This window comes from Shinella sp. HY16 (assembly GCF_028534175.1).
Classification (GTDB): domain Bacteria; phylum Pseudomonadota; class Alphaproteobacteria; order Rhizobiales; family Rhizobiaceae; genus Shinella.
In genome coordinates, this window is record NZ_JAHYXL010000001.1 from 1,571,502 (window position 1) to 1,589,574 (window position 18,073).

Sequence of the window (18,073 nt, forward strand, 5' to 3'; positions counted from 1 at the left end):
GTTAACTGATTCTTGATAACCAGAATAACATTGTCCCGATGCGAATGCGCAAGCCCCTTTGAAAGTTTTGCCGGTCCCATTGGTAGGCTGCAAGGCTTGCCTGAGGCTGACAAAACCCTACTCTTCCGGACGATTCCACATTCAGAGGATATTCCAATGCGTTATCTCCACACGATGGTCCGCGTCAAAGACGTCGACCAGTCCCTGCATTTCTATTCGACGCTGTTCGGCCTCACGGAAGTTCGCCGCTACGAGAACGAAAAGGGCCGATTCACGCTGATCTTCCTGGCCGCGCCCGACGATGTCGAAGCTGCGCGGGCGAATGCCGCCCCTTGCCTCGAGCTCACCTACAACTGGGACACCGAGGATTATGCCGGCGGGCGCAATTTCGGCCATCTCGCCTACGAGGTCGACGACATCTATGCGTTCTGCCAGAGGCTGATGGACAATGGCGTCACCATCAACCGCCCGCCGCGCGACGGCCACATGGCCTTCGTGCGTTCGCCGGACGGCATTTCCATCGAAATCCTGCAGAAGGGCGAGCGTCTGCCGGCGGCCGAACCCTGGGTTTCCATGGGCAACACCGGCGCCTGGTAGGCAAATGCCGGACGCAAGCTCCAGGCAAAGCTTGCATCCTATAGATCCGTGCAACGATCATCGTTCCGCCGTATTTGACCGGAAATCTCTTGCCCATCCGGTCGATCGCCAGCGAGAGGGTGCTTTGGCCGATTTGGGCCGGATAGCCTCCCGTTCTGCGTTTCACGGCTTCACGCGCTTCGGCCTTTACACCACCGGCCGAAACGCTAACATCGCAGCAACCGCAGCCTGGCCCTATGGCTTTTCTCGATTGCGGTTGCGACTGTTTGAAGAAATGGCCCTATCGGCGGCAAGACCGAGGGTGTGAACGTCGAAAGCGGGGGAAAGCCTTTGCAGGACATGCAGGGAAAGTGGCCAGGCCTGAAGGCGCTGCGGTATGGATTGCTGCTGGCCGTGTCGGTCGCCACGCTCTCGGGCTGCGTTTCCGCAGTCTCCACGGATATGCGCGCGGACAACAAGGCTGCGCAGGAAAGCGAAGACACGGTCGCCGAAGGCAGCACGGACGAGACCACCACGCCCGTGGTGAGCGCGGGTGCTTCGAACGCAGATTCTTCCGCCGCCGTCGATATCGCGGCCGCCGCTGCGGCGGACCAGCAGGTCGCGGGCGAGGCAACCGGTGATCGGGCCGGCCTCGTGATGCAGCCGACGACGCTGAATGCCGGCAAAGCCAGCATCTATGGTAACGGCAGCCAGGCCGTCGCGACCGGCAATGCCTATGCGACGCAGACCGCCGGCGCCAATGCCTCCGTCAACAGCCTCTATGCCAATACCGGTGCCGCGCAGGCGGCAGACCAGTCCGGCCGTCTGCCGGTCGAGGACATGCCGCCGGTCGGGGCAACCGGCCAGCAGCCCCTCGCCACGCTCGGCGACGAGCAGGCGGAAATCACGCTGCCGGAAAACGGGCCGATTCCCAAGACCGCGCGAACGGCTCTTGCGGCGGAAGCCGCAACCGGCAATGCGGCCGAACTTGCGCTTGCGACGCCGGTGGACGATAGCGCAGCGGCCGTGCTGCCCGGCACCACGGATCAGATGAGCGCGACCGGCATCAAGAAGGACGAGCCGAGAAAGACCGTGACGCTCGCCTCGCTCTTCGCGGGCAAGCGCGAGGCCAAGCAGCAGTTCGATGGCGACCGTTTTGCCGAGCAACCGCGCCGCGTGCTCAACCGGGAAAGCGCAAACACCACCCGCAAGGCCTCGCTCGGCACGCTGCCGGGCGTCTCGATGGCGAGCGCCATGTTCTCGACGGATCACTCCGAGGCCGACGAGGTCGAGGATGACGGCCCGCAGTTCAAGGAAGTCGCCTCGCTTGCCGGCCTTGCCCGCCTTGCACCGAACGGCCTGTGGCTGCAGACGGACAAGGTGCGCACCGGCTGTTTCAAGCCGGAGCTGCTGCAGGTGCTGAAGACGATCGAGACCCACTACGACAAGCCGATCATCGTCACCTCGGGCCTGCGCGACCTGAAGGTCAACCGGACGAAGCAGTCGCTGCACACGCGCTGCGAAGCGGCCGACATCCAGATTTCCGGCGTCAGCAAATGGGAGCTGGCGGAGTATCTGCGCACCATGCCGGGCCGCGGCGGCGTCGGCACCTATTGCCATACCGAATCCGTGCATATCGATGTCGGTCCTGAACGCGACTGGAACTGGCGCTGCCGCCGACGCAAGTAGGCGGTGTCTCTAACCCTCTGTGATCGATACTTTTTCGCGTGGAGAGCCGCCCTCGGGGCGGCTCTTCATTTTTTTGTCACAACAGCTTTTTCCGGCTTGCAGAAGGCAGGATGCCCTTCTATAAGACGCCCACCGCACGCGCCCTTCGTCTATCGGTTAGGACGTCAGATTTTCATTCTGAAAAGAGGGGTTCGACTCCCCTAGGGCGTGCCACTCTCTCCTGTACTTACCGTAAAAAAACAAGCGATGCCGTGCTTTGGTGTGTCGTTTCCGCACGCCTTTCGGAACGAAGCATGGCTCAGAACGTTTAACCGTCACGGCTGCCATCTTACGCGGTCGGGCGAGAGGCCCCGTCGAGCTTGGCCCAGCGCTCCGGGGTCTCGAACCGCTTGGGTCGCGCCGCCCGCCCGGCCCAGCTTGCCGGACGAGCGGCTGCGTGTTGCCGACGGGGCAACGAAGCCGAGCCAACGGGCGACGCCGGGAGGGTCAACGGCGGCAACCTCAGGTCCTCAGCAGAAGAGATATGGGAAGGCCGATGCAGAATTGCCAGTGGTCAAATCTGGCTGGGCGGCAAGGCGTGGCTCGGGCGTCCGGCAGGCGGAGCTCCCTCGAAATGCGCTGGCTCCTATCCTTCACTCCCGCCTGTGAAAAACTTCGCGTCTACGCGATTTTTCGTCTTGCGAATCCATTCGGTCCCGACTAGATAACGCCCACCGCACGCGCCCTTCGTCTATCGGTTAGGACGTCAGATTTTCATTCTGAAAAGAGGGGTTCGACTCCCCTAGGGCGTGCCACTCTCTCCTTCCATTTCGTGTTTGAAATCCTGCAGGATTCACGGCTTGCAGTGTACCGTGCCGCTTTGCCGTACAACAAGCTTGTCACCCGGTCGCGGCTGTCCCGCCGCTTGTCAGCCTGGAGAACGTCGACGATCTTGCGCTCACCGAAATAAGCAGGAAAATCAATGGCGTCGACAGTCCGCAACCTTGGCTTCTCGGCCATTGTCGCCTTAGCCGTCGGGGGTGGCGAAATGCGGCGGATGTTGTCCGGCGACATCCGTATGTCAGATCGACGTCAGCCGCACCCGCTGCTCCAGCTTGGCGGCGTCCTCCTTCCGCTCGCTGTAGCGATCGGTGAGGTAGGAAGAGGCGTCACGGGTCAGAAGCGTGAATTTCACCAGCTCCTCGCAGACGTCGACGACGCGGTCATAGTAGGATGAAGGCTTCATTCGCCCCTCCGCATCGAATTCCTGATAGGCCTTGGCAACCGACGACTGGTTCGGAATGGTGATCATCCGCATCCAGCGGCCAAGGATACGAAGCTGGTTCACGGCATTGAAGGACTGGCTGCCGCCGGAAACCTGCATGACGGCCAGCGTCTTGCCCTGGGTCGGGCGGACCGAGCCGACGGACAGCGGTATCCAGTCGATTTGCGCCTTCATGATCCCGGTCATCGCGCCGTGGCGCTCCGGGCTGATCCAGACTTGCCCTTCGGACCATGCCGACAGTTCACGCAGCTCCCGGACCTTCGGGTGATCGACCGGTGCCTCGTCCGGCAACGGCAGGCCTCTAGGATCAAACAATCGGACGTCACAACCATGATGCTCCAGCAAGCGCTGCGCTTCAAAGGCGAGGAGCCGACTGTAGGATATGTCGCGCAGAGAGCCGTAGAGGATCAGGATGCGGGGGCGGTGCGTCGAAAACGGCGGCCGAAGAGCGGCCGGATCGGGCTTGCGCAGATGGTCCGGCGAGGCCGCAGACAATGGCTCACACAAGGCGCCGACCCTTTTCATCGAGAACCTGTTCGCCGTCTTCCTTCGCGAAGGAGCCCCGGTGCGTGTCGGGAAGGATATCGAGAACGGTTTCGGACGGGCGGGCAAGGCGCGTCCCCATGGGTGAAACGACAAAGGGACGGTTGATCAGGATGGGGTCTCGCAGCATGGCATCGAGCAGCTCGTCGTCCGTGAGCGCCGGATTGTCGAGCCCGAGCTCGGCATAGCGCGGTTCCTTCTCGCGGACAGCAGCTCGGACGGTGAGACCTGCGCCGGCGATCATCCCGGCAAGCTGCGCGCGTGTCGGAGGCGTCTTTAGGTACTCGACCACCCTGGGTTCGATCCCGGCATTGCGGATCATGGCCAAGGCGTTCCGGGAGGTGCCGCATGCGGGATTGTGATAGATGGTAACATCCATGGTCATGCTCTTTCCGTTGATATGTTTCGGGAGACGGCGGGTGAGGCCTCGTACCAGCCCTTCGACCTGTTCACGATCCAGACGACCGACAGCATCACCGGGACTTCGATGAGGACGCCGACGACGGTGGCCAGCGCGGCCCCGGATTGAAATCCGAACAGGCTGATGGCGGCGGCGACCGCCAGTTCGAAGAAGTTGCTGGCGCCGATCAGGGCGGACGGCCCGGCGACACAGTGTTGCTCGCCGGATAGGCGATTCAGCACATAGGCAAGGCCGGAATTCAGGTAGACCTGAATGAGGATCGGCACGGCGAGCAGGCCGATGACCGCGGGTTGCGCGATGATCTGCTCCCCCTGGAAGCCGAACAGCAGGACGAGGGTCGCCAGCAGCGAGACGAGGGAGACCGGTTGCAGCGTCTCCAGCAGGCCGCTCAACCGCGAAGAGCTGCCATCCGCGGTCAGCCTGTTCCTCACAAGCTGAGCGATGACGACCGGTATGGCGATGTACAGGACGACGGAGATCGCAAGCGTATCCCAGGGAACGGAGATCGCCGACAGGCCCAACAGCAGGCCGACGACGGGCGCGAAGGCCACGATCATGATCGCGTCGTTGAGGGCGACCTGCGACAGGGTGAACAATGGCTCGCCGCGGGTGAGGTTGCTCCAGACGAAGACCATTGCGGTGCAGGGGGCCGCAGCAAGGATGATCAGGCCGGCGATGTAGGAATCGACCTGGTCCGCAGGCAGATACGGTCGAAACAGCCAGCCGATGAAGAGCCATGCCAGGATCGCCATCGAGAATGGTTTGATCGCCCAGTTGACGAGCAGCGTCACCCCGATGCCACGCCAGAATGTCCCGACCTTTGTCATGGATCGAAAATCGATCCTGATCAGCATCGGGATGATCATCAGCCAGATGAGGACCGCGACGGGAATGTTGACCTTCGCGATTTCGATGGAGGCGATGGCCTGAAACACGTCTGGCGCCCCATGCCCGAGAGCAACACCGACGATGATGCAGAGAAGGACCCAGACGGTCAGATATCGTTCAAAGGTGGACATCAGTTTTCCCTTGCAGGAGCAGCTGCCGTGCCATCCATTTTGCCGATTTCACGCGACACCAGCTCAAGCGCCGATTTATCGGGAAAGGTGAAGGGTGAGAACGGCAGTGTGGGGTTGCCTGCGCGCATAAGGGCGCGGAGGAGATTCTGTCGGCCATGGCTGAATCCGTCGCCTAGATCTCAGACTCAGGTTTTGCGGAAAGGCGCTTGAGCGCCGGATACCTTTCGGAGATCGGGTTCGTGGTCATGTGGGTCGCTCTTGCGGTTTGCAGCACGGCGTAAGTTCCGCGATCAACGGGGCGCAAAGCGCAGCGGAGCCGCCGCAGCAGTCTTTGAGAAGGAAGAGCATCAGTTCGCGAAGGCCATCCAGATTGGCTCTGTATATGATCGAGCGGCTTTGTCGCTCGCTTTTGACGAGGCCGGCTCTCGACAGGGTGGCCAGATGCGCGGACATCGTGTTCTGGGGAACGTCGAGCAATCGAGCGAGCTCGCCCGCCGGTACCCCTGCAGGTTCGTGCCGAACGAGAAGCCTGAAGGTTTCAAGGCGTGTTGCCTGGGCGAGCGCTGCAAGGGTGTTTACGGATGAAGAGATTTCCATATATCCAGAATAACGGATGTATCGCCTTTGTCAATACAGGCCGGATTGACCTTCCGCTGCCGGCGCCTGTTCGCGGTCCATGCAAAAAAGGGCAGCCAAACGGCCGCCCCTTGTTTTGCCTGTTGTGCGTTCGTTACGAGTAAGGCGAGACGCACTGCTGGCGCGGGCCGTTGTAGGGCTGGAACGTGTTGTCATAGGCGCGGTATGACCGGTAGCGGTTGGCGCACCAACTCTGGTGCGATCCGCCACCCGCCTGCGGCTGATTGGCGATGGCACCGCCGATTGCAGCACCGAGGCCGAAAGCGGCGAGAGGATACCACCAGCCGTCCGAATGGCGGCGATAGCCCGGGCGATAGTCCCGATAGCCGCGGTGGCCGTGCCAGCGCCTGTCTGCGCGCCGCTCATACCGGTCCCGGCGATCGCGGCGCTCATAGCGATATTGCACCTTCTCCACGGCAGCAGCTTCCGGCACGGGCACCCTTGCGAAGGTCACGGCCTGGGCGGGGATGACGGAGGTCAGCGCGAGCGCGAGGGAAAGCGCCCCTGCGGCAAGACCAGTCTTCAAATTCAACATGGCAAAAACCTTTCCTGCTTCTTCCGAAGAAGAACGCGGCAAGGGCGGTGTGGTTCCAAAAACCTGACAAAAGCCATGATTCCGTAAGGAAAAACGTCAAAAAAAAACGGGTTGGTCCGCCTTGTCGGCTCGCCAACCCGTTCCGGTAAAATGCGGATCAGGGTGTTCGGGTACAGGGGTTCTCACCACAATCCGGCTGCATCTCCAGATCTCCTGTGTGAGCGATCATGCCCGAATGCGATTTTGCCGATTGACAGAATGCGCATCTTTTTTGATAATTTCCACATGAGCAAACAAGCGCCGCGGCAGGGGCCGCTCGACATCACGATCGTGCTTCTGCCCGAGTCGTCGATCATGTCGCTCGCCTCGGCGCTCGATCCGATGCGCGCGGCAAATCGTGTTGTGCCGGAGCCGGTCTTCCGCTGGACGATCCTGTCGCCTTTGGGCAAGCCGGTGCTCCTGACCTGCGGTGTGGAAATCCGCGTGGACGGCGCCTTTGCCGATGTCACGAGCGGCGATGCGCTGCTCGTCATCGCCGGTTTCAACCAGGAGCGCCATGCCGACCGGACCTTCGTGTCGCGGCTGAAGAAGGTGGCGCGGCGGTTCGACGTGGTGGCCGGCATCGAATCGGGTTGCTGGCTGCTGGCGCGCTCCGGCCTGCTCGATGGGCGCGATGCGACGGCGCATTGGGAGGAGCTGGAGGATTTTGCGGCGGCCTTTCCGGCGCTCAATGTCCGGGCCGACCGCTTCGTCACAGACGGGCCGCTCTGGACCTCCGGTGGCGCTTCGCCGACCTTCGACATGATGCTGCATCTGGTGCGCGAGCGATTCGGTTCGGCAGTGGCGCTCGATGTGGCGAGCGTCTTCGTCTATGACGAGGTGCATGCCGCGACGGATGCGCAGCCGCTCGTCTCGCTCGGCCGGCTGGGAGAACATCAGCCGGACCTCGCCGCAGCGATCCGCCTCATGGAACGCACGATCGACAGGCCGCTGACCATTGCCGCGCTCGCAAGGCGTCTCGGTTTTTCCACGCGCAAGCTGGAGACGCTGTTTGCCACGGGCCTCGGCATCGGGCCGGGAAAATATTATTTGCGCCTGCGGCTGACGGCAGCACAGCGGCTGGTGCGCGATACGTCGCTTTCAATCCAGGATGTGGCGCTGCGCAGTGGCTTCGACAGCCTTTCCGCCTTTTCGCGTGCCTTCCGCAATCACTTCGGCGCCAGCCCGCTCAAGCTCCGGGCCGAGCAGCGGGCCAAATAGAGCGCGGCCGGTTCCGGGACAGCAGAACCGGCCGCAGGGCCATGGTCGGGGACGGGGATTGGGGGACTGACCGGGCCCTTTCTCGCGCCCGGCGGGGTCGCCGGGCAGTCTCGTCATACAGCGCCTTGCGGCGGCCGGAGGTTACTTGACGCTACCGACGGCGTCGGCACGACCGTCCTGAAGCTTGACCCACTTGCCGGCATTGGCCGAGGACTGGCGCTTCAGGTAGCGGTATTCGGTCTGCGACCAGAGCAGGACCTTGTTGCGCATGTTGTCGAGCACGAAGTCGCCGCGGTCGGTGCGCACGGTCAGCACGGCATGGCCTTCGCCGTTCGGCTGCAGCACGACGGTGATGAGGAGGTTCGACGGCGAGATGCCGGCTTCCATCAGGCGCTTGCGCTTGATCAGCACGTAGTCCTCGCAGTCCGCCGCGCCGTTGGGGTAGGTCCACTGTTCCTCGACGCCGTAGATTTCCATGTCTGTCAGCGGTGCGAACTCGGTGTTGGCCGAAAAATTGACGTTGAGGATCGTCTTCCAGTTTTCCTGCGTCAGCGTGAGCGGGCCGGCATCCTTGCCGTTCGAGCCGCACTCGTCGCTGTACTGCTTGCAGAATTCATAGTGCCCGATGGGCTGGTTGGTCGCGCCGGCCAGCGGAATGTTCGCGGGCAGCGCCATCGCGGCGCCGGCGGCGGCGAGAGAGAAGAGGAATGCAAACGTCCCTGTCTTGATCGTTTTTGTCATTGTGTTCGTCCCCGTTTGATGAGGTCACAATGACAGCTATGTTTTGAGCTTACGCGAAAAGCCGAAGTATAACTTAGTTCAAATCAAGATCGCATAAGCATAAAATAAGAATAGAATTTGAGTTTGTTTTGATCTGTATTTGAGATGTATTTGATTAAAATTTGAACGAATTTCCACCTGCTCCGGGGGCGCTGCTTGTGGCGTAATTAGCTGGTTTAAAAGGATATTTTTCGATTCCTCCCCGATTTGCCGGAGGGTTGTTTTCCGGCTGAGCGTGCCGGCGGCGGGGATGGGGAGCCACATGCGGTGCGGAGCGGGTGCGCGGAAAGCCAGGGGAAACACTGCTAGCGTCAGAAAAACGCTTTCGACGGACAAAATTTTTTTGAATTTATTTTTGCGCAGATTGATCTGTTTCGTCCTGAAACAGCAAAGGGCCCCGCGGGGCCCTTGTGGAACAGGTCGGTGTCATGCCGTCCTGAAATGTTACAGGAAAGCGGTCAGGGCTTCCTTCGACTGGACGGAGGAGAACTCGATGGCGACGCCCTCCTGGAAGTGGCGCACGACGCGGCCCTTCATGTTGCCGAGCTGGATGGGGGTGCCCAGGGCCGGGCGCACGTCGATGTCGACGGCGGCGCCGGAGAGGGACAGGTCGATAATGCGGCAGGGATAGCGCCGGCCGTCGTCGAGCGACAGCTCGGTGCGGGTGTTGCGCGGCGTCAGGCGGTTGTGGCGGCGGTCTTCCGGCAGGCCCAGTTCATGCTTGTTGGCGATCCAGGTCAGCTGTGCGGCGAGTTTTTCGCGCTTGCGGTCCGTGGCGGTAAGGAGAATGGCAAAGCCGTTGTCGTTGAGGGCGGCGACGCTGCCCTCGATGCGGCCGAGATGATCGACATAGGCGATGATGCGCTCGCCCATGCGCGGGCGGGCGGCACAGATGAAGTTGGCGTCGCCGGGCGACATGTCGAGCACCGTGCACTCGTATTCATCGTGATTGGGCAGCATCAGCCGGCCGGGCAGGGTCACCGAGACGCGTTGAAAGCTGCGCTGCTCGGGCTGCGGCTTGCGGGCGGCGGGCGATGCTTGCTGGAATGAGTACATGTGCGCGCGGGCCTGATGATCCTATCTCTTTCCAACTCTTAATCTTTCGGGGTTAACAGAAGGTTCGTTGCGCCGTGGAAAAGTCGTCACACGCGCATCCGTCAACAACTATGAAGCGCCCTCGATTGTAGTTGTGCCGTCAGCCTCACGTATCGTCAGTCTGGCGGCCGCCTTCGAAGATGCGAAGATGCAGCACGCGGTTCACCGTCTGGCCAAGCCCCACCGGCCGCATGGCCATGATGGAGGTGGGCATGGGAACGGCGGGCCGGTTGCCCTCGAGGGTGCGCGCGCGGCTCGGGTCGATGACCGAAAGTGCGCCGAGTGTCGCATAGCGGAAGGCGCTCAGCGGCTGGCGCTGGCCGGGCAGGGGGGAGAAGGCGCCGATGATGCGATCGGCCACTTTGCCGTTGCTGGCGAGCGGCAGCAGCACGATCTCGGCCTCGGTGGTCTCCAGCCTGCCATCGACGAGTGCGACCTGCAGGACCGCGGGTGCCGCATGCGCCATCACATTCTCGGTGATCCGCGCGATGCGGGTGCGCTGGTCGGGCGCAAAGAGCGTGTCGAAGCCGGTCGCCTTCAGTTCCCGGCCGAACTGCGCACAGAGGCGCGTGCCCGCCAGGCGAAAACGCGGATCGTGCAGCCGGCTGTGTTCCAGGATGAAGACATCCGGGAGGATCGGCGCGATGTCGGCGGGCTCGATAGCGCTTCGCAGCGGAACGCGGCGATCGCCACGCTGGCGCGTCCAGTAATCGTAAAGGGCCGTGATGGCCTTCGTCTGCATGCTCATTTCCAATCGGTTCTGTTCCGTTCCGGCACGAAAGGCCGGGCATATGGTGGTCATGCCAGGGAAGGAGCGAGTTTCGTGCCAGCGCGCCGTTAAGGTTAACGATTGGTTTCGATTGCGCTTGCGGCCGGCATGGGAGAACATCCGGGCATCCCTCCACGAGGGAATGGTTTACTGCACATCGATTTCAGCCCCGGGGATTGGGGGCGCCGGCCGTCAGCGAAAGCTGCACGGCCTTTCTTTTCTCTGTATAAGCGCGATTCGTATTTTATAAGTTTGGTGGATCGGTCATGAGCAACGACGGCGTTGACGCGCGGGATGGCAGTGCGGATATCCGCAAGCGAGAGCCGGCCTTCAACCTGCCGGGCAGCCTCGTCGCGGTCCTGGCACTCCTGACCGCAATTCATGTGATCCGCACCTATCTTCTCTCGGCCTCTGCGGACGAGTACGTGCTCCTGCATTTCGCCTTCATTCCCGGGCGCTATGCCATTCCCTTCGCCGAGCAGGATCTCGGCTGGCTCTGGGGGCCCGTCACCTATTCGCTGCTGCATGGCAGCTGGGAACACCTGATCTTCAACGCCTTCTGGATGGTCGCCTTCGGGGCGCCGGTGGTGCGCCGCATCGGTGTCACGCGCTTCTTCCTGTTCTGGTGCCTTTCGGCCGTCGCGGCCGTTGCCTTTCATACGGCCCTGCACTGGGGCGCGATGATCCTCGTCGTCGGCGCCTCCGGCGTCGTGTCGGGCCTGATGGGGGCAGCGGCCCGCTTCGTCTTCTCGCCGAGCGGGCGCATCAGCCGGCAGTTCGCCCATCTCAACCGCCGCCTGACGATCGCAGAGGCGCTGTCCAACCGGTCCGTGCTGGTCTTTTCCGGCATCTGGTTCCTGACGAACTTCCTGATCGGATTCGGCCAGATCTTCGGCTCGGATGCCGGCGGGGCCATTGCCTGGGAAGCCCATATCGGCGGCTTCCTGTTCGGCTTCCTGTTCTTCCCGCTGTTCGATGTGGCAACGTCGGAAAGCCGCCGGGATTAACGATAGTCCATTAGCGGTCTTGCAATCGCCTCCTTCGTGGCGCACCATGGTTGTGTTCCGGTTCGCACATGCACACCGGAACGGGGCGACACTGTGCAGGAGGAAGCGGGTGTCGCCGGTACTGGCAGGGCATCCCTGCGCGGGTGTCCCGCCTCTCTGCGTTCATGATGCACACGGGAGGTACGCATGTATGTAAAGACGATACTGGACGAAAAAGGCCGCAACGTCGTCACCGGCGGCCCGCAGCTCACCGTCAGGCAAGCTGCCGTCTATCTGCATGAAAATCACATCGGCGCCATCGTCATCCTCGACCGAAACGACCGCATCGCCGGCATTGCGACCGAACGCGATATCGTTGCCGCCGTGGCCCGCAACGGGGCCGAATGCCTGGACAAACCCATTTCCTCCATCATGTGGGGTAACGTCCATCGTTGCGGCGAGAACCAGACCGTCGATGAACTCATGGAAATGATGAGCACGCTGCGCGCCCGCCATATCCCGGTGGAGAAGGACGGCAGGCTCGTCGGTATCATCTCGATCGGTGACGTGGTGAAATCCCATATCCGGGCGATCCAGCACGAGGCGGATGCCATCAAGGCCTATATCGCCGGCTGATTGCAGGTCTCCCGAACGGTTTCGGGCGGAGCGATGTGTCGCTCCGCCCGCTCCGGTGTTTTTACAAGCTAGCTTCTCTCAGCGCATCAGCACGACTTCCTGCATGCGCTTGATCTCGGTTATGCGGGCCTTTGCCTCCAGGTAACCGCGGTCGATCGCTTCGCCGGCGCGGTGGAACTCCGACAGGCCGATATCCGACAGTTTGGGGTGCAGCGCGAGATCCGGCGGGTCGCCGGCAAGGCGCGCGCGTGAAATGCGGTCCTGGATGATGTTGAAGGACTGTACCATGACGCTCGTCAGGCCGAGGCGCGCAGCGCTGTCCTCCTGCTTGTGCTCGTCGATCTTCTGTTCGCTGGCGCTGTGCTTGATCACTGCCGAGCGGCCATAAAGGTCGTAATTGAGGTTGACGGCAACGACCAGCGGCTCCTCGTGGGCGCGGCAGACCGACACCGGAACCGGATTGACCAGCGCCCCATCGACCAGCGTGCGGTTGTTGCACTTGATCGGCTCGAAGATGCCGGGCAAGGCATAGGAGGCACGGATGGCGGTGATCAGCGCGCCGCTGTTGATCCAGACCTCGTGGCCGCTGTTGACCTCGGTGGCGACGGCGACGAAGGGGCGGTCGAGGCTCTCGATCGAGAGATTCTCCAGATGCTCCTGCATGCGTCTGGTCAGCCGCATGCCGCCGAAGAGGCCGGAACCGCGAATGGTGAAATCGAGAAGGCTGGCGATGCGCCGCATGGTGAGCGAGCGGGCGAAGGCCTCCAGTTCGTCTAGCTTGCCGGCGAGATAACAGCCGCCGACGAGAGCGCCGATCGAGGTGCCGGCGATCATCGAGACCTCGATGCCTTCCTCGTCCAGCGCCCGGAGCACGCCGATATGGGCCCAGCCGCGGGCAGCACCGCCGCCCAGCGCCAGCGCGATCTTGGATTTGCGCGGCGTGGCCGGCGCGGGAATATGGGACATGTCGTTCATGGAAGGGCCGCCGGGGTCGGATGCATCCGCCGTTACGAGACTACGATTGAAACTCCAGTTCAACATTCCGGACCTCCATTACCAAGAGGAATTCGCAGCGAGGCAATCCGTTCCGGTGCCTCGGCACCCTCGGCAACACAATAGATGACAGGATAGAAGCACTCTGTGACGCGGGGAACTTTGCCGAAGATAATCTCCCGGCGGGTTGTCCCGTGTGCGTCCGGTCGCAGCTGGAGGAGGGCCTTTGCCCGCAGGATCGGCACCCCGGTGAGGGTGGCCTTGGAAACCGGTCGTGACGCACGAGAGCGATAGGGTTCCATGTCCTGATCCAATGGCGGGGGTAGAGGCCGCCATGGGGGGCATTAGGCGTCGCCACCGGTTGCCAATTGATGAATCCGTGCCGAAACCGGACGGATTTCGCCGGGATGCTTAATTTTTCCCGTAGACCGACGCCGGATCGAATTGTGGCGCGCCGCTGGTGATCGCCAGCACGGCGCCGTCCGGGCCGTTCGAGACGGTGCGGTAGAAGCAGGAGCGGCGGCCGGTGTGGCAGGTCGCGTCATGGCCGGCGACCGAGACCTTCAGCCACACGGCGTCCTGGTCGCAATCCGTCCGCAGCTCCACGACGGTCTGCAGGTTCCCCGAGGTTTCGCCCTTCTTCCACAGGGCCTTGCGCGAACGGCTCCAATAGTGCGCGATGCCCGTCTCGATGGTCAGGGCCAGGGATTCGGCATTCATGTGGGCGACCATCAGCAGTTCGCCGTCCTTCGCATCCGTCACCACGGCCGTCACCAGGCCGTGCTCGTCGAAACGCGGCGTGAAGGCCGGGCCCGTTTCGAGCTCGGCCTTGTCCTTGGAGGGGCTTTGGAAGGTGATCGGCATGGCGGTCGGCTCCGTCGAAAGGGAGCCGGCCTCGCCTAGCTCCGGATCATCGTCATGAACCGTACCTGCTCGGTCGGTTCGGTCTTGAAGGCACCGGTAAAGGTGGTGGTGAGCGTTGTCGAGCCCTGTTTCTGGATGCCGCGCATCGCCATGCACATATGCTCGGCCTCGATCATCACGGCGACGCCGCGCGGGTTCAGCGTCTCGTCGATCGACCTGGCGATCTGCGCCGTCATCGTCTCCTGCGTCTGCAGGCGACGACCGTAGATCTCGACCACGCGGGCGATCTTGGAGAGGCCCAGCACCCGGCCGTTCGGCAGGTAGGCGACATGCGCCTTGCCGATGATCGGCACCATGTGGTGCTCGCAATGCGAGAAGAACGGGATGTCCTTCACCAGCACCATGTCGTCATAGCCAGCGACCTCTTCGAAGGTGCGGCCGAGCACGTCTTCGGCGGCGAGGTCATAACCGGAGAACAGTTCGCGATAGGCTTTTGCGACACGCTTGGGCGTATCGAGCAGTCCTTCACGCTCCGGATCGTCGCCCGCCCAGCGAAGCAGGACGCGAACGGCATCCTCCGCCTCTTTTTGCGAAGGACGGCCCGACGGATCGTCGACACGCGGAAAATTGGTGACTATGGCGTCCATGGACCCATTGACCTTTCTGCAGGTTACCTGACGTGTTTATCGGACTCGCCACTGGCCATTCGCCTAACCCTGCAGGCTTGGGTTCCGTTGGCGGGCTCCGGGGCTTTCGGGTCTTCGCTTCTCAGTGCGTATGACCATCCGGCACGGTTTCCCAAACAACAGGTGAACGATCTGCTTTTTGCTTCTTGCAATTCCAGACGGAAAACCGCTTCACGCTTTCCCTGGAATTGCCCGCTTCTTGCAAAACGCTCACCCCAATACGAGTTATCATATAGTATCGAGCGAGGCCTGCGAAAGAGGCTTGAGACGACACGCGGTGCTTTTTTACCGACGAGGCCGGAATAATCTCCTCGGATCATTGAAGATTCCGCAAAAAATGCGGAAAACGGGGCCATGATGGACGATATCTACAACAGCCGTATCCTCGAATTCGCCGGCAACATTCCACGCATCGGCACGCTTGCCGATGCCGATGGCGAGGCGGGCGCCCATTCCAAGTTGTGCGGCTCGCGCGTCAAGGTCTACCTGAAGCTCGAGGGCGACCGCGTCATGGATTTTGCCCATGAGGTAAAGGCCTGCGCGCTCGGCCAGGCCTCCTCCTCGATCATGGCGCGCCACGTCATCGGCGCGACGGCGGCGGAAATCCGGGATGCGCGCGAAAAGATGCTCGCCATGCTGAAGGCCGACGGCGAGGGGCCGGACGGTCGCTTCGAGGACATGCGGTTCCTGAAACCCGTCAAGGACTACAAGGCCCGCCATGCCTCCACCATGCTGACATTCGACGCCGTGGTGGACGCCATCGGCCAGATCGAGGCGAAGCGGCTGGAAAAGGCCGGGTGACAGGCGATGTGCGATGCGCCCGACTGCCGGCATGCCGGCGCGCGGCCCGTCCATCGGGGCCGCAACTGGCAGGGGCCGTTCCGCCGGACGCCGGGCCGCCTCGTCGGCATGGGCTTCATCCGCCTCTACCAGCTGACGCTTTCCGGCTTCATCGGCAATGCCTGCCGCCACCTGCCGACCTGCTCGGAATACGGCTATGAGGCCGTCGCCCGCCATGGCCTGTGGCGGGGTGGCTTCCTGGCGCTGTTCCGCGTTGCCCGCTGCGGCCCCGGCGGCACCCATGGTTTCGATCCCGTACCGGAGGTGCTGGAGCCGCGTTTGCGCTGGTGGGCGCCGTGGCGGCTGTGGCGCATATCGGCCGGGAGAGGGTGACGCCATGTCGGTTCGGATGGAATACCGCCAGGCCTCGCGCGATTTCGACGCCGTTTTCGTCGATCCCCATGTGATCGACTGCCCGCCACATGCCGTACGGGAGTTCTGGCACGTATGACGGTCTATGTCGCTCTCCTGCATTCCATCGTGCTCGGCCCGGACCGACGGCTTGTCATGGCCGATCTCAGGGCCATGGCGGAAGGCCTCGGTTTTCGCAACACGCGCACGCTGGTTGCTACCGGCAACCTGATCTTCGAGGGCGACGATGCGCCGCTTTCCGCCATCGAGGAGCAGCTGGAAACGGCGTTCCATGCGCGCTTCGGAAAACATGTCGACATCATCCTGCGCAGCGCGGAGGACTGGCGGCGCGTCGCGGCCGGCAATCCTTTTGCCGACGGCAACGGAGCGGATGTCGGCATCCGCGTCATGCGCAAGCCGCTGGGGCTGGAGATCTTGCCGAAACTCGAAGGCATTGCAGCGCCCGGCATCCGCCTCGCCATCGTCGACGGCGATCTCTGGATCGACTTTTCGCAAAAGCCGAGCGAGACGAGGCTCCTGTCGCATCTGACGACGAAGAAGCTCGGTATCGGCACCCTGCGCAATGCCAACACGGTCAACGGCCTTGCGGCCATGCTCGCCTGACCTCACAGCCACCGGGGGACACGCTGCCGGTAGGCGCGATAGGCCGCGCCGAGATCCTGGGCCAGCACATCCTCCTCCACCCGCACCTGGAGCCGGACGGCGAGCACCAGCACGGCCGTGAGCGCGAGCTGGACCGCATCGGGCCGGGTGATGGCGAAGCCCGCAAGGAGCATCACCTGCCCGACGAAGACCGGATTGCGCGACAGGCGAAACGGCCCCGTATCGACGATGGCGCCGGAATGGCCCGCCGCTGAGCCGATGCGCCAGGACGTGCCCATATGGTGCTGGGCATGGACGGCGAAGGCGCCGCCGCCGAGCGCCAGCAGCAGGCCGGCGAGGCGGACCGGCAAGGACGGATCGACAAGCGCCGGCGCCGGCGGCAGGCCTGCGGCCAGAAGCGCGGGATAGACAAGAGCGCCGGCAAAACTCAGGCGGAAGAGCAAGGCGGGCAGGCCCTGGCGCCCGCCGAGGCCGAACAGCCAGGCCGGCCGCTCCGCTGCCCGCGCCGAACGCGCCGTCAGGGCGAGGAAGGCGGCGAGATAGACGCCCATGAGGGTCGCGGAAAGAAGGGGCAGGGACGGCATGTCGGATCTCCGGGCTTGGCCTCGACCAGTCTGCAACCTCCAGTGACTGGAGAGTCAAGGCCGGCGCCCCGCGCCCAGTATGCGGCCAACTGGCGGTGCGGGGAAAACAGCCGTCGCCGCGCTCAGCGCCGGACGAGCCGCCTGAGGCCCTTCACCTCCGCCTCCGTCAGCGCGCGCACGGCGCCCTTTTCCAGATCGCCGAGCGCCAGGTCACCGATGGCGACGCGCACGAGGCGCAGGCACGCGATGCCCTGCGCTTCCAGCATGCGGCGGATCTGGCGGTTGCGGCCCTCGTCGAGCATGATTTCCAGCCAGGCGTTCCGTTCGCCCTCCCGGAGCCTGCGCACGGCCTTCGCGCGCAAAAACTCGCCGTCGTGGTGGACGCCCGCGATGAGCGCGTCGAGCATCGGCTGGTCGGCGAGGCGGTCGATCTGGACGTGATAGGTCTTGGCGACATGCGTCTTCGGGTCGAGCAGGGCGTTGGCGAAGTCCGTGTCGTTGGAGAAGAGCAGAAGGCCCTCGCTCGCCTTGTCGAGCCGGCCGACGGGGGAGAGATGCGCGGGATCGAGATGTTTCAGGCAGTCGAACACCGTCGGCCGCCCCTCGGGATCGCTGCGCGTGGTGACGAGACCGCGCGGCTTGTTGAGCATGAGATAGACCGGCTTTTCCGCAAGGACCGCCGTCCCGTCCACCGTGATGCGCGCGTCGGCAAGGTCGATCCAGGTTTCGGGATCGGTGACGACATGGCCGGCGACGGCGACGCGGCCGGCTGAAATCAGCGCTTCCGCCTCCGTGCGCGAACAGAAGCCGAGCTTGGAAAGCGCGCGGGGCAGGGTGGCACGCTTGCCGGCGGGCGGGGCGGCGGGTCGCGCGGGCGCGCGCGCCATCGGGGCGGCCGCTGCCTTGCGGGCGGGCGCCGGTT

General features: G+C 63.2%; 21 protein-coding genes and 2 tRNA genes. 10 read left to right on the forward strand and 13 right to left on the reverse strand.

Translation table 11 applies throughout. The features are described from left to right. Positions 1-156: 156 nt before the first annotated feature. From gloA to K0P03_RS08050, 4 genes are all read left to right on the forward strand, one after another. The gene (gene gloA, locus K0P03_RS08035; RefSeq protein WP_023516788.1) at positions 157-597 is read left to right on the forward strand and encodes a lactoylglutathione lyase; all 441 of its coding nucleotides are present in this window, start codon (positions 157-159) and stop codon (positions 595-597) included. Between the two features lie 339 nt (positions 598-936). Further along, positions 937-2,265 (forward strand): YcbK family protein, encoded by a 1,329-nt coding sequence (locus K0P03_RS08040; RefSeq protein WP_272789324.1) that lies wholly within the window; start codon positions 937-939, stop codon positions 2,263-2,265. A gap of 138 nt (positions 2,266-2,403) precedes the next feature. Further along, positions 2,404-2,478 (forward strand) — tRNA-Glu (locus tag K0P03_RS08045). Positions 2,479-2,984: 506 nt separating this feature from the next. Next, positions 2,985-3,059: transfer RNA gene (locus tag K0P03_RS08050), tRNA-Glu, on the forward strand. A gap of 266 nt (positions 3,060-3,325) precedes the next feature. Here K0P03_RS08050 and arsH read toward each other — a convergent pair. The 5 genes from arsH to K0P03_RS08075 form a co-directional block, all read right to left on the reverse strand. Then, the gene (arsH, locus tag K0P03_RS08055) at positions 3,326-4,054 is read right to left on the reverse strand and encodes an arsenical resistance protein ArsH (protein ID WP_272789325.1); all 729 of its coding nucleotides are present in this window, start codon (positions 4,052-4,054) and stop codon (positions 3,326-3,328) included. Then, positions 4,029-4,451, reverse strand: coding sequence for an arsenate reductase (glutaredoxin) (gene arsC / locus K0P03_RS08060; protein WP_272790457.1), 423 nt, complete (start codon positions 4,449-4,451; stop codon positions 4,029-4,031). Before arsC ends, arsH begins: the two co-directional genes overlap by 26 nt. A gap of 2 nt (positions 4,452-4,453) precedes the next feature. After that, positions 4,454-5,512 carry an ACR3 family arsenite efflux transporter gene (arsB, locus tag K0P03_RS08065; protein ID WP_272789326.1) on the reverse strand — a complete coding sequence of 353 codons (1,059 nt, stop codon included), beginning with the start codon at positions 5,510-5,512 and terminating at the stop codon, positions 4,454-4,456. A 243-nt stretch (positions 5,513-5,755) separates the two neighbouring features. Further along, the gene (locus K0P03_RS08070) at positions 5,756-6,109 is read right to left on the reverse strand and encodes an ArsR/SmtB family transcription factor (protein WP_272789327.1); all 354 of its coding nucleotides are present in this window, start codon (positions 6,107-6,109) and stop codon (positions 5,756-5,758) included. 133 nt (positions 6,110-6,242) lie between these two features. Then, positions 6,243-6,680 carry a BA14K family protein gene (locus tag K0P03_RS08075; protein WP_443020574.1) on the reverse strand — a complete coding sequence of 146 codons (438 nt, stop codon included), beginning with the start codon at positions 6,678-6,680 and terminating at the stop codon, positions 6,243-6,245. Between the two features lie 288 nt (positions 6,681-6,968). On the opposite strand from K0P03_RS08075, the gene K0P03_RS08080 reads away from it, so the two are divergent. Beyond that, positions 6,969-7,943: a GlxA family transcriptional regulator gene (locus tag K0P03_RS08080; RefSeq protein ID WP_037407892.1), complete on the forward strand. Its 975-nt coding sequence runs from the start codon at positions 6,969-6,971 to the stop codon at positions 7,941-7,943. 141 nt (positions 7,944-8,084) lie between these two features. Here the strand turns inward: K0P03_RS08080 and K0P03_RS08085 are convergent, their stop codons facing one another. The 3 genes from K0P03_RS08085 to K0P03_RS08095 all read right to left on the reverse strand — a co-directional run bounded on the left by K0P03_RS08085 (position 8,085) and on the right by K0P03_RS08095 (position 10,560). Beyond that, positions 8,085-8,684 carry a transglutaminase-like cysteine peptidase gene (locus tag K0P03_RS08085; protein ID WP_023516323.1) on the reverse strand — a complete coding sequence of 200 codons (600 nt, stop codon included), beginning with the start codon at positions 8,682-8,684 and terminating at the stop codon, positions 8,085-8,087. A 483-nt stretch (positions 8,685-9,167) separates the two neighbouring features. Beyond that, the gene (locus tag K0P03_RS08090; RefSeq protein WP_023516765.1) at positions 9,168-9,779 is read right to left on the reverse strand and encodes a PilZ domain-containing protein; all 612 of its coding nucleotides are present in this window, start codon (positions 9,777-9,779) and stop codon (positions 9,168-9,170) included. Positions 9,780-9,924: 145 nt separating this feature from the next. After that, positions 9,925-10,560: a PAS domain-containing protein gene (locus K0P03_RS08095; RefSeq protein WP_165909332.1), complete on the reverse strand. Its 636-nt coding sequence runs from the start codon at positions 10,558-10,560 to the stop codon at positions 9,925-9,927. A gap of 293 nt (positions 10,561-10,853) precedes the next feature. On the opposite strand from K0P03_RS08095, the gene K0P03_RS08100 reads away from it, so the two are divergent. Continuing rightward, entirely contained in the window at positions 10,854-11,594 is a 741-nt protein-coding gene (locus tag K0P03_RS08100; protein WP_023516763.1) for a rhomboid family intramembrane serine protease, read from the forward strand. 186 nt (positions 11,595-11,780) lie between these two features. Beyond that, a complete protein-coding gene (locus K0P03_RS08105) occupies positions 11,781-12,209 on the forward strand; it encodes a CBS domain-containing protein (RefSeq protein WP_023516762.1) in 429 nt (142 codons plus the stop codon). A 78-nt stretch (positions 12,210-12,287) separates the two neighbouring features. Here the strand turns inward: K0P03_RS08105 and K0P03_RS08110 are convergent, their stop codons facing one another. The 3 genes from K0P03_RS08110 to folE all read right to left on the reverse strand — a co-directional run bounded on the left by K0P03_RS08110 (position 12,288) and on the right by folE (position 14,713). Beyond that, entirely contained in the window at positions 12,288-13,250 is a 963-nt protein-coding gene (locus K0P03_RS08110; RefSeq protein WP_023516451.1) for a patatin-like phospholipase family protein, read from the reverse strand. Between the two features lie 363 nt (positions 13,251-13,613). Next, positions 13,614-14,066 (reverse strand): phosphoribosyl-AMP cyclohydrolase, encoded by a 453-nt coding sequence (gene hisI / locus K0P03_RS08115; RefSeq protein WP_272789329.1) that lies wholly within the window; start codon positions 14,064-14,066, stop codon positions 13,614-13,616. Positions 14,067-14,101: 35 nt separating this feature from the next. After that, entirely contained in the window at positions 14,102-14,713 is a 612-nt protein-coding gene (gene folE, locus K0P03_RS08120; protein WP_024270818.1) for a GTP cyclohydrolase I FolE, read from the reverse strand. Between the two features lie 393 nt (positions 14,714-15,106). On the opposite strand from folE, the gene K0P03_RS08125 reads away from it, so the two are divergent. The 3 genes from K0P03_RS08125 to K0P03_RS08135 all read left to right on the forward strand — a co-directional run bounded on the left by K0P03_RS08125 (position 15,107) and on the right by K0P03_RS08135 (position 16,567). Next, positions 15,107-15,553 carry an iron-sulfur cluster assembly scaffold protein gene (locus K0P03_RS08125; protein ID WP_023517156.1) on the forward strand — a complete coding sequence of 149 codons (447 nt, stop codon included), beginning with the start codon at positions 15,107-15,109 and terminating at the stop codon, positions 15,551-15,553. A gap of 6 nt (positions 15,554-15,559) precedes the next feature. Beyond that, complete coding sequence (gene yidD / locus K0P03_RS08130; RefSeq protein ID WP_023517155.1) at positions 15,560-15,925, forward strand: membrane protein insertion efficiency factor YidD; 366 nt, start codon at positions 15,560-15,562, stop codon at positions 15,923-15,925. A 114-nt stretch (positions 15,926-16,039) separates the two neighbouring features. After that, a complete protein-coding gene (locus tag K0P03_RS08135; protein WP_023517153.1) occupies positions 16,040-16,567 on the forward strand; it encodes a DUF1697 domain-containing protein in 528 nt (175 codons plus the stop codon). A gap of 2 nt (positions 16,568-16,569) precedes the next feature. Here K0P03_RS08135 and K0P03_RS08140 read toward each other — a convergent pair whose 3' ends face one another. Together K0P03_RS08140 and K0P03_RS08145 are read right to left on the reverse strand one after the other, a co-directional pair. Beyond that, positions 16,570-17,151 carry a methyltransferase family protein gene (locus K0P03_RS08140; protein WP_023517152.1) on the reverse strand — a complete coding sequence of 194 codons (582 nt, stop codon included), beginning with the start codon at positions 17,149-17,151 and terminating at the stop codon, positions 16,570-16,572. A gap of 122 nt (positions 17,152-17,273) precedes the next feature. Further along, the gene (locus tag K0P03_RS08145; RefSeq protein ID WP_272790458.1) at positions 17,274-18,038 is read right to left on the reverse strand and encodes a pseudouridine synthase; all 765 of its coding nucleotides are present in this window, start codon (positions 18,036-18,038) and stop codon (positions 17,274-17,276) included. Positions 18,039-18,073 lie beyond the last annotated feature (35 nt).